Raw genomic sequence first — 16870 nt, forward strand, 5'->3', positions numbered from 1 at the left:
TAAAGTTAACAAAATGGCATGACTACAGGCATAGGAAAATCTTCTTATTGGCGGGGCATCAGTTACTGCTACTTTAATCTCTCAATAACTTCCGACGAAATGCGTCGTAACCCTCTATAGGTCAGGATGTTTAGCGTACTGACTTCACTTTATTGATACGAAGGAATTAGATCACGGAATGAAAGCATATCAACAGCATAATGAGATTGGTGAGGTTTCTTAGCGCAATGTAAGTGGTATAGAAATTTGTATATTTTAAAAAAATAAATTTATTTATTTCTTAATTATCATTTAATTATATGACTTTAGTTACAGCTAGCCCAGTTTCTTGCGCGCAGTCCGTATCCAAACTGCCTGCAATAATAAACGAATACTGAGATAAGTTATTGGTTTTTAATGATTTTTTTCAAAATGATGTGGCTGGATTTTTACTTTAGTTTATTGAGATAAGTGCAAACGTTTTAGCAAAGATAATATTACCTGTGTATGTTGCTTATGGTGAGAAAATAAAGAATTTTATTCAGAGTGTTTAATAGCCAGCGGCCATCCACACTATTGTTGACTTATATTAGTCTCAGGTTCTTAATAGTAATCTGTTTTACCCCCATTAAGTGAATGAATTATTGAGTAGGATAAAGTTAATGACATTAGAAACAATAAGTGGTCACGGCCTGTTTTCTGGCAAAAAAATAATTATTGTTCACGGATATACTGCTTCATCTTCATCAAATTGGTTTCCTTGGTTAAAAGAGACGCTTATTGAGCAAGGGGCGGATGTTATTGTACCCGGGATGCCTGAATCATTGGCCCCCAAACCTGAAGCATGGGCTAATATGTTGATGGATATCGTGCCAAGGGCAGGCAAAGATACGATTTTTATTGGTCATAGTCTCGGTTGTATCGCTGTACTACGGCATTTGGAGGCGATACGCTCTACGTCTCCCCATATTGGTGGGTATATTTTGGTTTCGGGATTTGATTCTCCTCAAATCGCTTTACCAGAATTGGATTCTTTTACTGCCGAACCGTTGGATTATGCTTTCTTACGTGGGGTAACAGGACTCCGTATTTCGATCATTTCTTCTAATGATGGAATTGTTTCTTCCCAATCCTCCCAAGCTCTGGCTCACTCATTGCAAACTGAGATTACTAATGTTGATAATGGTGGGCATTTTCTTGATAGAGAAGGTTTTACTCGTCTGTTACCTGTCTATGATGCCCTGAAAACCGTGGTATCAGAATAAAAATAGAAAGATGATATTTTCCCAATTCCCCAGTTTATTAGGCTTAATCTGGGGAATGGTGCATTTGAGTATATTAAATATAAAAGACCAATGAGGTATTTTAAAAATAGATGAGCAATTATAAGGTTTGACTATCGTTAGAAACGAGGACAATATAAAAATATGTTTTCAGTGAAATAATTTATTATTGAATTTAATTTGTGTTGTTCTGAGTATTTATGTAAAGATTATATTATATAAGGAATAAATTATGGCGCCAATTCATTCAACCCTTGTTTCCAATCAAAATTATGGTGATTTAGTTAACGTGGATTTCGAATATAAAGTAGGAAAATATGCCGCTAAAGATTTCAAATCTGATTGGGGTATTTCACCTACTTCATCGTCTGGTCTTAATCAAGGCCGATTAAATATTGTTATTGATCTGCAAGATGATCAAAATAAAGTGCTGGAACTCACTTATCTTGCCAATACTGTTGGTTCTAAAGCCGAACTTCATTTAATGCCCTAATTAATGGTAAATATAAGGCGTTATGGTTGCAATATAAGGTGATGTTCAGTAAAGATTTTATGTGGAAAAGGCGGTAAATTGCCGGGTCTGGCTGGTGGTGATCGTCCATCAGGATGTGTTGATAATGATAGTTTTGATGGTTTCAGTAGCCGCTTGATGTGGAGAAAAGAAGGCGAATTGTTTGGTTATCTCTATTACCCGGAAAAAGAAGCTCGGTGTGGCGATTACGTTAAATTAAATACCTCTTTAAAGAAAGATATTTGGTATACTCTGACACAATATGTGAAGCTGAATAGTATCGGTAAACGCGATGGTATCTATATACAATATATCGATAATACAGAAGTATTAAGATTAAATGATATCAAACTTCGAAATGAGAATGATGTTTTTATAGATGCGATAAAATGGAGCTCATTTTTCGGCGGTTCTACATTGGATTGGGCTCCGCCAGTGGAACAATATGCTTATTTTGATCATTTTATTGTTAGCGTTGAAAAAACTGATATTATCCAATAATTCAATAAATACTAAAGATTAAAAATAAGCTGTATATTCTAATAATGCGTAAAAATAAGCGTATATTTTATGGCTCACATGCCAGAGTATGTGAGCTATTTGATATTTTTACGAGATGGTGAAAAGTTGATTTATCACTTGCAACGTTTACACTGCTCGCCTTGAACGCACATTAAAGTATATAAAGTTATGTTATCTACCCATGAATATGCAAACGATCTAATCTTGTTTGCTTTAATTGTTGACTGTGGGTCTTTTAGTAAGGCGGCAGAGAGCGCAGGTATCACCAGTTCAGTCATTAGTAAGCGTATTGGGCGTTTGGAGAAATCCCTCGGTGCGCGTCTTTTATATCGTACCACGCGCTGTCTCACCTTAACTGAAAATGGACGGGAGCTTTATCAACATGCCAAAGAAATTAGCACGCGGATCCAAGACGCACTGCATGTCGTGAGTGAGAAGAGTGATGAATTAACGGGTGTGATCCGGATGTCAGTGCCGACTGTGTCTGGCGAATTACTCTTGAGTGAAAAAGTTGCTGAGTTCTGTAGTTTGCATCCTAAATTGAAAGTAGAAATACGGTTAGAAAATCATTTTGTTGATTTGGTCAACGAAGGCATCGATTTGGCAATTCGTACTGGCACGATGCTGGATTCCAGTTTGATTGCCAGGCCCATATTGAATTCACGCTGGGTGATTGTCTGTTCTCCCGGCTATCTGGAAAAACACCAGCAACCACAGTCTGCGGAAGATCTGCTTAATCATAATTGTCTGACTTATACCCATCAAGAAAGCGGTACTGCCAACTGGCTGATGAAACAACCTAATAGCCGTGATATCTATGAGTTACAGGTCAATGGAAACTTTTCCTCAAATAATGCGCTTGCGATTCGTAAAGCGGTATTAGGAGGATTTGGCATTGCGATGGTGCCACGTGTCATGGTGTATGAAGATTTGCAGGCAGAAAAATTGGTGGAAATACTTAAGGGATATAGTGGAAAAGTATTAGGTATTTATGCTGTTTATCCTTATACCCGAAATTTACCCCTAAAAATCCGTATGTTGATTGAGCACATCATGATTTCTTACAAAAATATCGGCCATTATTTTTAATATTCTTCTCTGCTGGGGGGAATAACCAGCAGAGATTATGTCATTTTTGGATATGGTCTATTGAAAATTTATACCTAATTAATGTGAGGTATACACGGCTTTTATCTCAATGCTTAGTCTATCTGATTGATTTTTATTGATTTGAACTTACGTATTTAATGTAAGTGAGTTATTGCTAATTTATATTATTTCCAATTGTTAAAAAATCACAGCATAGGAGCTTGGGAAAAGTTGTGATTATAATGGCGCTCTTATGAGGAATTAACTTTTCAGCTACATTTCTTATCCTATAAAAATAGTCACCATGAGGATCCTATGCCTTTGTTTTTCAGCATCGCACCTATTGTCCTGCTGATTTGGATGATGACCAAACGTAATGGTATTCCATCCTATATTGCTCTGCCGCTGACAGCGTTAATTGTTTACCTCATACAATTATTTTGGTTTGAAACTCAACCTATATTATTACATGCCAATATTATTACGGCTTTGGTTTCCGTTTTTACTCCTATCACAATTATCTTAGGCGCAATATTACTGAATAAATTGATGCAAATCAGTGGAGCTGAAGGTGTTGTGCGCAATTGGCTGGAAAATATCAGCTCTAATCCCGTGGCTCAATTGATGATTATTGGCTGGGCTTTTGCGTTTATGATTGAAGGAGCCAGCGGTTTTGGCACACCAGCTGCGATTGCAGCTCCCATATTGGTGGGATTGGGATTTAATCCATTGCGGGTTGCTTTGTTGGCTTTGGTAATGAACTCTGTTCCCGTTTCTTTCGGAGCAGTAGGAACGCCGACTTGGTTCGGTTTTGCCAATCTTGGGCTACTTGATGATAATTTACTGGAAATCGGTCGCTTGAGTGCATTGATCCACTTCGTTGCCGGTTTTGTTATTCCGTTGCTGGCATTGCGGTTTATTGTGTCGTGGCAGGACATTCGCCAAAATATCCTGTTTATCTTCTTGAGTATCTTAAGTTGTACTGTTCCTTATCTGTTATTGGCTCAGGTCAATTATGAATTCCCCGCGTTGGTGGGGGGGGCGATTGGGTTGGCTCTATCGGTACTACTTGCTCACATGGGTATTGGCATAACACGTTATGAAAGAAGAGAGCCTGTGCGAGCCATTCCTTTCAACAAGGTTATTAAAGCCATGGTGTCTACCTTGTTATTAATTATGATCCTGATTATTACCCGTATTCATCAATTAGGTATCAAGGAGTTTCTGAATAATGCTGAGCTCAATTGGCAATTGAATTTAGGGTGGTTGGGTGATCTGAGTGTCAGTAAATCTTTAATTATAAGTTTGCAACAAGTGTTGGGAACATCTGCTTCCGCCAGCTACAAAACGTTATATGTACCGGCAATTATTCCGTTTCTATTGGTGGTGCTGGTGTGCATTCCATTGTTTCAACTGAGCCGCCATCAGGTTAAGCAAATGTTCTGTGAAACAGGCTCACGTATTTTCAAGCCATTTATTGCGTTGTTTGGTGCGTTAGTGATGGTCAACATGATGATGTTAGGAGGCGAAAATGCACCTGTTATTATTATTGGTAACGCATTGGCCACAATGACTGGAGAAAGTTGGCTTTTGTTCTCTTCATTTCTAGGGGCATTAGGCTCATTTTTCTCAGGCTCTAATACTGTTTCCAATCTGACATTTGGGGGGATCCAGCATTCCATCGCATTGAGTAGTGGAATGAATATCAATTTGATGTTGGCGTTGCAATCTGTTGGTGGTGCTATGGGCAACATGGTTTGTTTAAACAACATTATTGCTGTTTGCTCTATTTTGGGGATCGCCAATGCAGAAGGCCAGATTATAAAAAAGACGATTTTACCAATGTTGGTCTACGGGGGAATTGCGGCTGTAATGGCTTTGATTCTGGCAACTTAAAAAATGTGCGAATAACTCTTTAACACTAAGGTACATACTATGATTATTTCCGCTTCAACTGATTATCGGGCTGCAGCACAGGCTAAGTTACCGCCTTTTCTGTTCCACTATATTGATGGCGGAGCCTATGCAGAGCATACCCTTAAACGTAATACCGCAGATTTATCTGATATTGAATTACGCCAGCGTGTATTGAAAGACATGTCTGAATTGAGTCTGGAAACCAGCTTATTCGGAGAAAAAATGTCAATGCCAGTGGCACTTGCGCCCGTGGGATTAACGGGTATGTATGCGCGTCGTGGAGAAGTGCAGGCTGCACGTGCTGCGGCCAAAAAGGGAATTCCATTTACTTTATCGACTGTTTCAGTGTGTCCGATTGAAGAAGTGGCTCCCGCGATTGATCGTCCGATATGGTTTCAGCTTTATGTGCTAAAAGATCGTGGTTTTATGCGTAATGTGTTGGAAAGGGCGCAGGCTGCGGGAGTTAAAAATTTGGTATTTACTGTTGATATGCCAGTTCCTGGAGCGCGTTATCGTGATGCACGCTCTGGTATGAGCGGCCCGAATGCCGCTATGCGTCGTGTCTTGCAGGCGATGACTCACCCCCAATGGGCATGGGATGTTGGTCTGTGGGGTAAGCCACATGATCTTGGTAATATTTCCGTATATCGCGGCAAACCGACCAAATTGGAAGATTATATGGGGTGGTTGGGAAGTAATTTTGATCCATCCATTTCATGGCGAGATTTGGAATGGATCCGTGATTTCTGGAAAGGGCCAATGATTATCAAAGGCATCCTCGATCCAGAAGATGCCAAAGATGCCGTGCGTTTTGGTGCAGATGGCATTGTGGTTTCTAATCACGGTGGGCGTCAGCTTGATGGTGTTCTGTCAACGGCACGTGCTTTACCTGCGATTGCAGATGCGGTCAAAAATGACATTACCATTCTTACTGATTCCGGTATCCGAACTGGATTGGATGTGGTGAGAATGATTGCTCAGGGAGCAGATAGTGTTCTGCTGGGGCGTGCTTTCGTTTACGCGCTGGCGGCGGCGGGTGAAGCCGGGGTTTCTAATCTGCTGGATCTGATTGATAAAGAGATGAGAGTGGCGATGACTTTAACAGGGGCGAAATCAATCTCAGAGATTAATTCAGATTTGTTGGTATGTAATCACGGTTAATGGTGGATTCTGCTATTGTGGGTCAGCAGAGTTTACCCTGCTGACCGCGTATTTTATTAGTCCTCTAGATCCCAATCGGGCGATATCCCTGCCATTCAGGTTTGTCTGGCTGACCATGAGGATTTTCAGTCAAGTGGATATGATAGCCACTGACTTGCCCAAGGAGCAGGCAGTCATCAACATCTTTCAGATTATCTTTATGCAGTTGACCATAACCCGAAAGTAAATTCTCTTTGGCTTTCTGTTTAGCTTCTTCTGCCGAGCGAGCTACAAAGAATCCGAATTCATGGGCTTCTGCCAGTGAATCTTTTCGATAACCTCCAAGGTTCACAAAATAGAGATGTTTTTCTCCATCATATTCATTATGACTAATTGTGATGTCATAACCATCAGCCCATTTTAAGGGCATATAACCATCCAGATGAAGTTTGTCTTTATCACCAAACCAAACTTCGCGTAATACAGGGTATGCTTCTTCAATCTGTTCCACTGCAACAAATTGGACATCATGAACTTCGATATTGGATTTTCCAGCATTTCCACCAAGATAAAACAGATATAACTGAAGCATTTTTTCCTACTTAATAATTTTCATCTATTTTATTTTTTATATAAAAAATAATCATCATGCGTTTTAGAACAATATTTGCCCATGTGAAAAGAGTTTCGCTTTACCAGTTAGATAAACACGATCGCCATCTATTCTGCATAATAGTTCACCACCTCGCTCAGATAATTGGCGAGCGTGGAGTTCGGTTTTATTGAGTCGTTTTCCCCAGAAGGGCGCGAGAACACAATGGCTGGAACCTGTAACGGGATCTTCATTGACACCTTTTGCGGGGGCAAAATAACGTGAGACAAAATCAACGGATGAATCACCGAGGGAGGTAATGGCAAGCCCTGGTAAGGGAAGGGCGGCGATCTTATCAAAATCAGGTTGGGTATTGATGATTTGCTCTACGGAATTCAAAACACAAACGTAGCGATTATGGGAGGCTAGCACTTCGGAAACATTTTGTCCCAGAGCATCTTGCATAATAGGAATAAGCGTTTTTTCTTCATGGTAATTAGCGGCGGGGAAATCCAGTGTAAAAACGCCATCTTGATGAGAGACCTTGAGTTCACCGGAAAGGCTCTTGAACGTGAGCGGGTTATCTTGGCTGTTGCGATGTTCTATGAGGACAAACGCAGTCGCTAACGTTGCATGTCCACATAAATCCACTTCGACTTTAGGTGTAAACCAGCGTAGGTGGTTTCCTACCAGAAAAGCCGTTTCTGGTAGGCCAATTTCAGCGGCAATGGCAACAAGAATTTTCTCTGCCGGCCACTCATTCAGCAAAACAACAGCAGCGGGATTGCCAGAAAAAGATTTTTCCGCAAAAGCATCAACATGGTAAATAGGGTATGAGTGCATCATAAGCTCACTTGTTTTTATCATGAAAAACCGAACACAGGATGTTGAAATTACATTAATTTGTAAAGAGTTATCTGATTTGGTTTCAAAACACACAAAATTGTAGTGTTGACCTGAGGTGGTAATGATTATTAAATAATAATTCATTGTTATAGTTCCACTAAGGGAAGATATGAAAACCAAAGGATCTTATTGCCTATTTTTTATTTTGTCAGTGTGTTTTTCTCCGGCTCTGGCATTGGATTTGAGCTACAAAAGCGATATACCTGCTGATAACAAACCGTCAGAAGAGTATCTGAAAAAGAGAAACGAGTTGAATCACGGAAATTGGGGCACGAAGAAATTGACTGAGGATAATGCCTTGGCCGAGAAATGGGGGGATGAGATTAGTAAATATAATAATAGATTCGTGCAGCAAAATAGTCTGGATTATAATGATAGATTCGCGCAGCAAAATAGGCTGGGATTTTCTAATGTTGGGTACATTCAACAGTTGAAGCTTTCTCCTCATATGAAGCCGACAAACTAGCTGGTAAATAGGGTATGAATGCATCAGAAACCCGCTTGTTTTTAGCAGAGAAAATTGAACGCGGAATGTTTAAATTACGTTAATTTTTAAAAAGTTATCTGATTTGGTTTCAAAACACACAAAATTGTAGTGTTGACCTGAGGTAGTAATGATTATTAAATAATAATTCATTGTTATAGTTCCACTAAGGGAAGGTATGAAAATTAAAGGATCTTATTGCCTATTTTTTATTTTGTCAGTGTGTTTTTCTCCGGCTCTGGCATTGGATTTGAGTTACAAAAGCGATATACCTGCTGATAACAAACCGTCAGAAGAGTATCTGAAAAAGAGAAACGAGTTGAATCACGGAAATTGGGGCACGAAGAAATTGACTGAGGATAATGCCTTGGCCGAGAAACGGGAGAATGAGATTAAGGAGTATAATAATAGATTCGAACAGAAAAACAGCTTCGACCAGAAAGATAGCTTGGCATTATCTTATGATTGGGACGAGCGGCAGTTGAGGCTTTCTCCCCATATGAAACAGACACACTCAATGCCATTTTTAAAAGAGCAGACTAAACGTCAGTGCTATAGAGAAACAAGACAGAAATTGGAGAAAGAGCAAGGGAATGGTTATTCCTATTCTGATATTGCAGATACCTGTGGTTTTTATTAATTGATCTACTTATTAATTAGCCATTAGAGCAGGTTTAAACGGGTTTCTGAAGCTGTATACAGAGAACGATGTAATGTGTGTACAAGGATGCTGGAGAATAGCGAAAGGATTCGCAAATTTAGCACTAACTGTCGTTAATAAGCCTCGAATTATTGTGACTCTCTGCCTATGCATTTATTGTTTCATGTCGATGTATGGCATTCATCATCGGCATGCAGACCCATCTATCAATAAAGCGATTTTAATTTTCAGAATATTATGACTTGATGCACAACGTTATTATGCATAAAATGGAGCGCGATGGAACGTTATGGCAGTTGAATTCAAGGAACGATGGTTAGAGCGGTTTTATGAGGATGATGTTCCCCATAAGTGCATTCCTTCGGCATTAAGTGGTGTGTTGTACCGAAAATTGCAAATGCTGGATGCTGCAACGGAATATAATGATTTAAAAGCACCTACCGGGAATGGCTTTGAGCATTTAAAAGGGAATTTACAGGAATACTGTTCAATAAGGGTAAACAGGAAGTATCGCCTCATTTTCCAGTGGGTGGATAAAACAGCGGTTGATACTTACTTGGATCCTCATAAGTACTAATGCGAATCACAGTATTCAGTAGACGGTTGCCTGTAGAGGGAAAAGATAATGAGAAATACCAAACGTCGCCCAGCAACTGTGGGTGAAATACTTGTGAGTGAATTTCTTGAGCCACTGGGGATAGAAATTAACACATTGGCTGATGCAATGGGCGTACATCGTAATTCACTGAGTCGTTTGGTCCATGATAAGGGAACCTTGACTGCACCAATGGCAATTAAATTGGGGGTTGCATTAGGAAATACGGCTGAATTTTGGTTGAATATTCAACATGCCGTTGAGATCTGGGACGTTCGTCATCAGGAACGCGAAATGAGCACAAAGGGCATCAAACGGTTGGTTAAGACTGAGCTAAGCGTGGATTTACACTCGGTTTGATCGAGCTATGCCAAACACTGATAGAGTCAGAAATAGAACGCTAAATACGATCGAACGAAAGTCGATAAGAATCTCAATTTTAGAATTTAATAGCAGGCTTGTGATGGGAAGTATTGACTTGGATATTTTTTTATTTTCTATAATATCTTTAAGTAAATTACTTACAAAACAATGAATTATTTTTTAATTAATCCATATTGTGATATTTTCACGTGTTACGATGTGAATGTGAAACAGGTGGAGATTACATAAAAACAGTAGATTTCTCTTTGTTTGGGTTAGGGTGATTGTAAGGATGCTAATAAATATAAGAATAAATAAGGTTTGAAAATGCCAAGTAAGCGATGAAAAAGAACACTGATTACAGGTTGAAAATAGCAGTCAAAAATAAATATATTAATAATTATGTAACATTTTTCAGAAGAAATACTGGAACATCTTACTCCATCGTTAGATATTGGCTGCTATTTCTAAATAGCAGCCTGATGATTTTTATCGGTGAATATTATCGTTATCACCATACAGGGATGGCATACCTTCAGGGCGTGTTTTGAACCGACGGTGCAACCACATGTATTGATCAGGTGCCTGCATAATCTCTTTCTCGATCACCTTATTCATGAATGCTGCTGCTTCCACCTCATCTTTCAGAGGGAAATTTTCTACAGTGGTTTGAATAATCAACTCATAACCTTTTCCATTAGGCAATCTGCGAGGAGTAAAAGGGATTAGTGCTGGATTGGACAGGCGGACAAGAATAGAGGTTCCAGTCGTGGTTGCTGCATGCTCAACAGCGAATAATGGAACGAATGCGCTTTTACGTGGGCCGTAATCATGATCAGGCGCATACCAAACCATTTCACCGTTTTTCAAACAGCGGATCATGCCCTTAACATCTTTTCTGTCCAGCATGTATTTATTGGAACGGAGCCGTCCCCATGTCTGTAGCCAATCCATGACTGGATTGTCATTGGGGCGATAAACTCCAATTCCTGGGTTCAACATACCCAAGATACGAGCCCCTAATTCCAGTGTTAGAAAATGGATACCAATAACGATGATCCCTTGACCCGTGGATTTCACTTTTTGGAGATTTTCCCGACCGGTGACTTTGAACCAGCGTTTAATTCTCCAGTCAGGCCAAAACCAAGCCATTCCGGTTTCAAACAAGCCCATACCAACAGATTCAAAATTTCTGACCAGCCACTCATGCCGTTTTTCTGGAGGCATATCAGGGAAACAGAGTGTCAGATTGCGCTCAGCGATTTTAGCTCGTTTTTTCAAGAAACGTTGTGAAAGCCGGCCAAGCCGAGTTCCCATCCAGTAAATCGCTGGATATGGGAGTAAAACCAATAAATAAAGTATGCCGATGCCTAGCCAAGTCAGCCAGTAACGGGGATGTAAAAGTGAACGACGAAAAGTAGGTGCTTGTATCATATGTTTTCAGTATGTTATTTGTCAGACGCCTATTGGATAGACTCTAAGAGTAATATTGGCATGATTATGATATTCCTACGCACGATATTCAAATGTTTGCTTGATATTAGCTGAACGGAGAAGTATAAATCACTATCCGCTAAAGGCCATTTTCGCTATGATATCCGGCCATCAATGGGACAGCCATTGAAGTTTTTATTTTTTTGTAATCGAAATTCAGGAAAGTACACCATGCCAGTGTTACATAACCGTATTTCTAATAAAGAGCTGAAAGAGCGCATGTTGGCTGAAACTGAGCCGCGCACGACTATCTCTTTTTATAAATATTTTACCATTTCCGAACCACAGGCTTTTCGCGATAGTCTATATCAAAAATTTACCGAATTGTCTGTCTTTGGACGGGTTTACATCGCCAAAGAAGGTATCAATGCGCAAATCAGTGTGCCTTCCAAAAATGTCGATGCTTTGAAAGCATTATTGGATGAAGCTGATCCAGCGTTACGCAATCTACGCCTGAATATTGCTTTAGAAGATGACGGTAAGTCATTCTGGGTATTGCGTATGAAAGTACGTGAACTCATTGTTGCTGATGGCATTGAAGATGAAACTTTTAATCCATCAAAAACAGGCGCATATCTTAAAGCGGAACAGATTAACCAAATGCTGGATGATTCTGATACCGTCTTCGTCGATATGCGTAACCATTACGAATATGAAGTAGGACATTTTGAAAACGCGATTGAAATTCCTTCGGATACGTTTCGTGAACAGTTGCCAATGGCAGTAGACATGCTGAAGGATAATAAAGATAAAAATATCGTTATGTACTGTACTGGTGGAATTCGTTGTGAAAAAGCCAGTGCTTATATGTTGCATAATGGTTTTAACAAAGTTTACCACGTAGAAGGCGGCATTATTGAATATGTCCGCAAGGCGAAAGAACAAGGGTTGCCAGTTCGGTTTATTGGTAAGAACTTTGTTTTTGATGAGCGTATGGGTGAACGTATTTCTGAAAAAATCATTGCACATTGTCATCAGTGTGGTACGGCGTGTGATAGCCATACCAACTGTAAAAATGATGGCTGTCATTTGTTGTTTATCCAATGCCCATCTTGTGCAGAGCGTTTCGAAGGCTGTTGCAGCGATGTTTGCGGCGAAGAAATGAAGCTGCCTGAAGATGAACAGCGTTTTCGTCGGGCAGGGAGAGAAAATGGGGCTAAGATTTTTAATAAGTCTCGCTATCGGTTAAATGATGGTTTAAATATTACATCACCGCAATCCACTAAGTAATATAGCATTTATTTTTCAAGTTGCGGTCTTGTCGGCTGCAACTTGAAGCCTATAGGAAATAAATATTCTTGAAGTGACAACCCAAGCAACATCAAAGAACTATCGTAAACAGTATTTGGGTTATTTAAGCTAAAATAGTTTTTTCAAAAGGTTTAACAGAAATATTTAAAAATATTGTAAATAAAAAGTAACTCTATTTTGTTAGAAACTCCTGTTTTTTCTATAATATGTCTTTTATGAGAATAAACTGTGCTATTGCTGATTTTTAATATTTTGGCGATTTTATGGGTGTCTGTTTCTAGCATCCAATAATAGATGACACGATTTTCCTGATGGCTAAAAATAGAGCTATGTGTATTGAAATTAGAGAAATAACATTTAATATCATATGACGCCATTTCTTTTAGGCGATCAAGTAACGTTGTCAGATTTTTCTTTGATAAAATAAAATCTTTATTAGTCAATTGGATAGATGTATTATTGAAGGGGTATGGTTTGTCGATATAAATATAAATACGAGCCCCATTAACTGATGAGATTAATAATTTCAGTTGTTCACTATATTCACTATATTCACTATATTCACTATAGTGGCCATAATTTGTTAAATTCACTAAAATGACATCTGGGTGAAATACAGGCAGGCTATTTATGGCCCCACGAATTGATACAGCATCTATAGAGAGAATATCTGTATTTTCTTTTAGGAATTCAATAATTCCTAAACGTGTATAATGGCACTCATCAATGACTAATAGTTTCATTACTTGAACATCCTTGTTCGACTATGGTTATCTTTAAATAATTAGCTTAACAATTAAGCATTAGGCGGATGAATACGACCGTATAATACAGTATTATGAAGAATAATAAACCATATGGATAATTTTATTGGTTAATTCTTATCCATATATCCATTTTGGACACTCAATGTATTGAGTGTCCAAATGCTTTGGATGTGTCTAAATCTATTGTTAATGTTTAATATGATCACGTTGACTGTATTCTGATGCTTCTATCTTTTCAATCCCAGCCTGTAAAATGAGGATTAGTTGTTTCGCCACTCCTGTTGTTAACCATAATGTTTTGTCAACACTGACATTCTCTGGGGTTTGATCTTGGGAGGATGAGTAATGAAGACGTATCATCATAGCGTCATAGGCATCAACAGTACTGATATCCCAGCCTACAACAGGATGAGTTTGAATTATTTCACCTTTTTTTTCCATATAACCTCCTAATCAGACTACAGCATCATTATTGATATAATTGACTAAGAGCAAAAGATCTCATCTAGGATAAGTCAAATAGTAGTATAAACCTTTTTGGCAATCTAAGAAGTGAAAAGAGCAGGATTTTTTTTCCTATCACTGATAGGAATTATTGTAAGCTATTCCTGCCTTATAAAAAGCAGGAACGTGCGCGGAAATAAACAATAATTTCCGCACGGTTTATCAGTGAAAAATTACTCACATACTTTGACATCCCACCCAGCATCTTCCCCGGCAAGGAATGGAATTAGTTTTTCATTACCGCATTCGACATATTCAACTACTGGTGTAGGTTTGCGTGTGAGCTCGATAAAGCCATCATTAATTGGTAGGCCGTAAAACGCTGGGCCATTTAGGGAACAGAAAGATTCAAAATGTTCCATTGCCCCCATTTCTTCAAAAACAGTGGCGTAGGCAGCCAGAGCTGTAGGAGCGTTAAAAACCCCCGCACAGCCACAAGACGATTCTTTGCGGTGTAGGACATGAGGGGCTGAATCTGTTCCCAAGAAGAAACGGTTACAGCCACTGGCGATTGCTGCCCGTAGTGCTTCCTGATGAATGTTGCGCTTTAGCACGGGCAAGCAGTAAAGATGGGGACGAATACCGCCAACCAGCATATGGTTACGGTTGAACATCAAGTGTTGTGGTGTCAGTGTTGCGCCTAATTTATCGTTGCCTTCCAGAATGTATTCTGCGGCTTCCTTAGTTGTAATATGTTCAAAAACAACTTTCAGTTCAGGAAATTGTTGACGCAACGGTTCCATTACTTGTTCGATAAATCGTGCTTCACGGTCAAAAATATCAATATGGGAGGCGGTGACTTCACCATGGATCAGAAGTGGCATTCCTATTTTTTCCATGGTTTCCAATAACGGATAGGTTTTTTTGATATCAGAAACGCCGTGACTGGAATTAGTTGTTGCATTGGCTGGATAAAGTTTACAGGCGGTGAAAATGCCTTCTTTATAGCCAGTTTCAATTTGGTCGCTGGATGTTGAATCTGTCAGATAACAGGTCATAAGAGGTTGGAAATGGTGATCTGACGGAATAGCTGCGATTATCCGATTCTTGTAGGCTTTGGCACTGGCAACATCTGTCACTGGAGGGACAAGGTTGGGCATAATGATAGCTCGGCCAAAGAAGCGGCTGGTATGGGGCACAATGGTTTTCAACATATCACCATCGCGGAAGTGAACATGCCAGTCGTCAGGGCGGCGGATTTTAATTGTATATGATTCAGTGGTCATGGAACCGGCTCCAGAATATAGGTGAAAAGAGGATGGATGCTGATTCAGCATTCCTTAAGCCGGAGGAGGATGATAAAACGAAAATAGCTAAATAGCTATTAATGAATGATAATATCCTGTGAATTTTGAAAAAATAAAATTTTAATTTTATGTATATTAGGGTATTCAGAGGGAATTATCATATCAAAAAAAGAAAAATAACAACATGAGGGTGAATTGAATTTGGCTCCTCCAGCTGGACTCGAACCAGCGACATACGGATTAACAGTCCGCCGTTCTACCGACTGAACTATGGAGGAACTCCTTCAAGACGGGGTGCATATTAACGGCACTTTTTACGTTTGTCAAAGTAGAAAATGATAATAACTGTTTGTTTGGTGGTAATGTGTACCAAGTGCGTTTTTTTTGGACTTTTGTTTGCCTGTTTGAGGGAAAATCAGGAAAGGAGGCGTCATGCGTGAGCAAAAAAAGATCAATGTCAGTTAGGAAATAAGGACTAGGAAATAGGAGCTGGAAAGCGGGAAGACTAAAGGAATGCCTTAAAAAATCGAAATGCCAAAAAGAGAAAAAAATGAAAAATAGAAGGGTAGAAAGCAAAAAACCTGATTAGCAAAACTAATCAGGTTCTTCATAATATCTGGCTCCTCCAACTGGACTCGAACCAGTGACATACGGATTAACAGTCCGCCGTTCTACCGACTGAACTATGGAGGAACTCCTTTAAGACGGGGGCATATTAGCGGTACTTTTTACGTTTGTCAAAGAAGAAAATAATAATAACTGTTTGATTGCTGGCAATATGTACTCATTGAAGGGTTTTTGGTCTTCTTTGTGTTTTGAAGATGAATCATCACATCGAAGGAGCCATTTCAAGAACAACAAATATACCTAAAGATCTCAAGTTGTAGTGCAAGCAATGCCAACACAGTAGCAACGTGAAAGATTAAGGAGATAAACATTGAGGGTCAGGTGGAAACAAAAAAACCGACCAGCAGCGCTAATCGGTTTTTTCAGAATTTGGCTCCTCCAGCTGGACTCGAACCAGCGACATACGGATTAACAGTCCGCCGTTCTACCGACTGAACTATGGAGGAATTGAATTGTTCCTGAGAACGGAGCGGATAATACAGGGATTACTCTTGAGTTGTAAAGTGAAAAAAGAAAAATAAGTTTAAGTGATTAAGTTACATGCAATGTGATGATTTTTTGCTATTTTTTGATGAAATTATAACTAATTCAGCAAACTTTTTCTGATCAAAGAATGAATGCAGGATCTTGCAAATGTAGGCATTGATTGGTTATTCGATGAATGTTGGCAACAAGAATAACAGCAACAATCATAGGAACCGATTTAACTCAAAGAATAAAGAGATGCAAAAATGAGAGGCAAAAAACGGCTTCCTAATCGGGAAGCCGTTACAGACGATTTAGGCTAATTGATTCAGTCTAATCTTAACATCACGCGTAACTAGCTGGGCGTGATGCTTTGAATTTGGCTCCTCCAGCTGGACTCGAACCAGCGACATACGGATTAACAGTCCGCCGTTCTACCGACTGAACTATGGAGGAATTGCTTCGTTCCTGAG

General features: G+C 39.4%; 17 protein-coding genes and 4 tRNA genes. 11 read left to right on the forward strand and 10 right to left on the reverse strand.

Annotated features, from left to right (window positions below):
• Positions 1 to 641: 641 nt before the first annotated feature.
• The 6 genes from H8A87_RS17495 to lldD all read left to right on the forward strand — a co-directional run bounded on the left by H8A87_RS17495 (position 642) and on the right by lldD (position 6462).
• Positions 642 to 1244, forward strand: coding sequence for an RBBP9/YdeN family alpha/beta hydrolase (locus H8A87_RS17495; RefSeq protein WP_198691202.1), 603 nt, complete (start codon positions 642 to 644; stop codon positions 1242 to 1244).
• A 250-nt stretch (positions 1245 to 1494) separates the two neighbouring features.
• Positions 1495 to 1755, forward strand: coding sequence for a hypothetical protein (locus tag H8A87_RS17500; protein ID WP_198691203.1), 261 nt, complete (start codon positions 1495 to 1497; stop codon positions 1753 to 1755).
• Between the two features lie 78 nt (positions 1756 to 1833).
• Positions 1834 to 2274: a polysaccharide lyase gene (locus tag H8A87_RS17505; RefSeq protein ID WP_198691204.1), complete on the forward strand. Its 441-nt coding sequence runs from the start codon at positions 1834 to 1836 to the stop codon at positions 2272 to 2274.
• Between the two features lie 189 nt (positions 2275 to 2463).
• Positions 2464 to 3384 carry a LysR family transcriptional regulator gene (locus tag H8A87_RS17510; protein ID WP_198691205.1) on the forward strand — a complete coding sequence of 307 codons (921 nt, stop codon included), beginning with the start codon at positions 2464 to 2466 and terminating at the stop codon, positions 3382 to 3384.
• A 315-nt stretch (positions 3385 to 3699) separates the two neighbouring features.
• Positions 3700 to 5280: an L-lactate permease gene (locus tag H8A87_RS17515; RefSeq protein WP_198691206.1), complete on the forward strand. Its 1581-nt coding sequence runs from the start codon at positions 3700 to 3702 to the stop codon at positions 5278 to 5280.
• 39 nt (positions 5281 to 5319) lie between these two features.
• The gene (gene lldD, locus H8A87_RS17520) at positions 5320 to 6462 is read left to right on the forward strand and encodes an FMN-dependent L-lactate dehydrogenase LldD (protein ID WP_198691207.1); all 1143 of its coding nucleotides are present in this window, start codon (positions 5320 to 5322) and stop codon (positions 6460 to 6462) included.
• A 64-nt stretch (positions 6463 to 6526) separates the two neighbouring features.
• Here the strand turns inward: lldD and H8A87_RS17525 are convergent, their stop codons facing one another.
• Together H8A87_RS17525 and H8A87_RS17530 are read right to left on the reverse strand one after the other, a co-directional pair.
• On the reverse strand, positions 6527 to 7033 hold the full coding sequence (locus H8A87_RS17525) for a DUF1543 domain-containing protein (protein ID WP_198691208.1): 507 nt from the start codon (positions 7031 to 7033) through the stop codon (positions 6527 to 6529).
• 63 nt (positions 7034 to 7096) lie between these two features.
• Positions 7097 to 7876, reverse strand: a complete 780-nt coding sequence (locus H8A87_RS17530) for a PhzF family phenazine biosynthesis protein (RefSeq protein WP_198691281.1) — start codon at positions 7874 to 7876, stop codon at positions 7097 to 7099.
• A gap of 172 nt (positions 7877 to 8048) precedes the next feature.
• Here H8A87_RS17530 and H8A87_RS17535 point away from each other — a divergent pair, with 172 nt between their 5' ends.
• From H8A87_RS17535 to H8A87_RS17550, 4 genes are all read left to right on the forward strand, one after another.
• A complete protein-coding gene (locus tag H8A87_RS17535) occupies positions 8049 to 8405 on the forward strand; it encodes a hypothetical protein (protein ID WP_232370344.1) in 357 nt (118 codons plus the stop codon).
• A 196-nt stretch (positions 8406 to 8601) separates the two neighbouring features.
• Positions 8602 to 9063 (forward strand): hypothetical protein, encoded by a 462-nt coding sequence (locus H8A87_RS17540; RefSeq protein ID WP_198691209.1) that lies wholly within the window; start codon positions 8602 to 8604, stop codon positions 9061 to 9063.
• Positions 9064 to 9373: 310 nt separating this feature from the next.
• Positions 9374 to 9661 (forward strand): type II toxin-antitoxin system RelE/ParE family toxin, encoded by a 288-nt coding sequence (locus H8A87_RS17545; protein ID WP_198691210.1) that lies wholly within the window; start codon positions 9374 to 9376, stop codon positions 9659 to 9661.
• Between the two features lie 48 nt (positions 9662 to 9709).
• Positions 9710 to 10039, forward strand: coding sequence for a HigA family addiction module antitoxin (locus H8A87_RS17550; RefSeq protein ID WP_232370345.1), 330 nt, complete (start codon positions 9710 to 9712; stop codon positions 10037 to 10039).
• Between the two features lie 492 nt (positions 10040 to 10531).
• On the opposite strand, the gene H8A87_RS17555 is transcribed toward H8A87_RS17550, so the two are convergent.
• Positions 10532 to 11476 (reverse strand): Kdo(2)-lipid IV(A) acyltransferase, encoded by a 945-nt coding sequence (locus tag H8A87_RS17555; protein WP_198691211.1) that lies wholly within the window; start codon positions 11474 to 11476, stop codon positions 10532 to 10534.
• A gap of 231 nt (positions 11477 to 11707) precedes the next feature.
• Here H8A87_RS17555 and trhO point away from each other — a divergent pair, with 231 nt between their 5' ends.
• Positions 11708 to 12766, forward strand: a complete 1059-nt coding sequence (trhO, locus tag H8A87_RS17560; protein WP_198691212.1) for an oxygen-dependent tRNA uridine(34) hydroxylase TrhO — start codon at positions 11708 to 11710, stop codon at positions 12764 to 12766.
• 152 nt (positions 12767 to 12918) lie between these two features.
• Here the strand turns inward: trhO and H8A87_RS17565 are convergent, their stop codons facing one another.
• From H8A87_RS17565 to H8A87_RS17595, 7 genes are all read right to left on the reverse strand, one after another.
• Entirely contained in the window at positions 12919 to 13530 is a 612-nt protein-coding gene (locus H8A87_RS17565; RefSeq protein WP_198691213.1) for a LuxR C-terminal-related transcriptional regulator, read from the reverse strand.
• A 210-nt stretch (positions 13531 to 13740) separates the two neighbouring features.
• Positions 13741 to 13995 (reverse strand): biofilm formation regulator BssS, encoded by a 255-nt coding sequence (gene bssS / locus H8A87_RS17570; protein WP_198691214.1) that lies wholly within the window; start codon positions 13993 to 13995, stop codon positions 13741 to 13743.
• 236 nt (positions 13996 to 14231) lie between these two features.
• The gene (pyrC, locus tag H8A87_RS17575) at positions 14232 to 15284 is read right to left on the reverse strand and encodes a dihydroorotase (RefSeq protein WP_198691215.1); all 1053 of its coding nucleotides are present in this window, start codon (positions 15282 to 15284) and stop codon (positions 14232 to 14234) included.
• A 223-nt stretch (positions 15285 to 15507) separates the two neighbouring features.
• A tRNA-Asn gene (locus H8A87_RS17580) sits at positions 15508 to 15583 on the reverse strand.
• Positions 15584 to 15922: 339 nt separating this feature from the next.
• Positions 15923 to 15998 (reverse strand) — tRNA-Asn (locus H8A87_RS17585).
• 304 nt (positions 15999 to 16302) lie between these two features.
• Positions 16303 to 16378, reverse strand: a tRNA-Asn gene (locus H8A87_RS17590).
• Positions 16379 to 16777: 399 nt separating this feature from the next.
• Positions 16778 to 16853 (reverse strand) — tRNA-Asn (locus H8A87_RS17595).
• Positions 16854 to 16870 lie beyond the last annotated feature (17 nt).

This window comes from Xenorhabdus lircayensis (assembly GCF_016306625.1).
Taxonomy (GTDB): domain Bacteria; phylum Pseudomonadota; class Gammaproteobacteria; order Enterobacterales; family Enterobacteriaceae; genus Xenorhabdus; species Xenorhabdus lircayensis.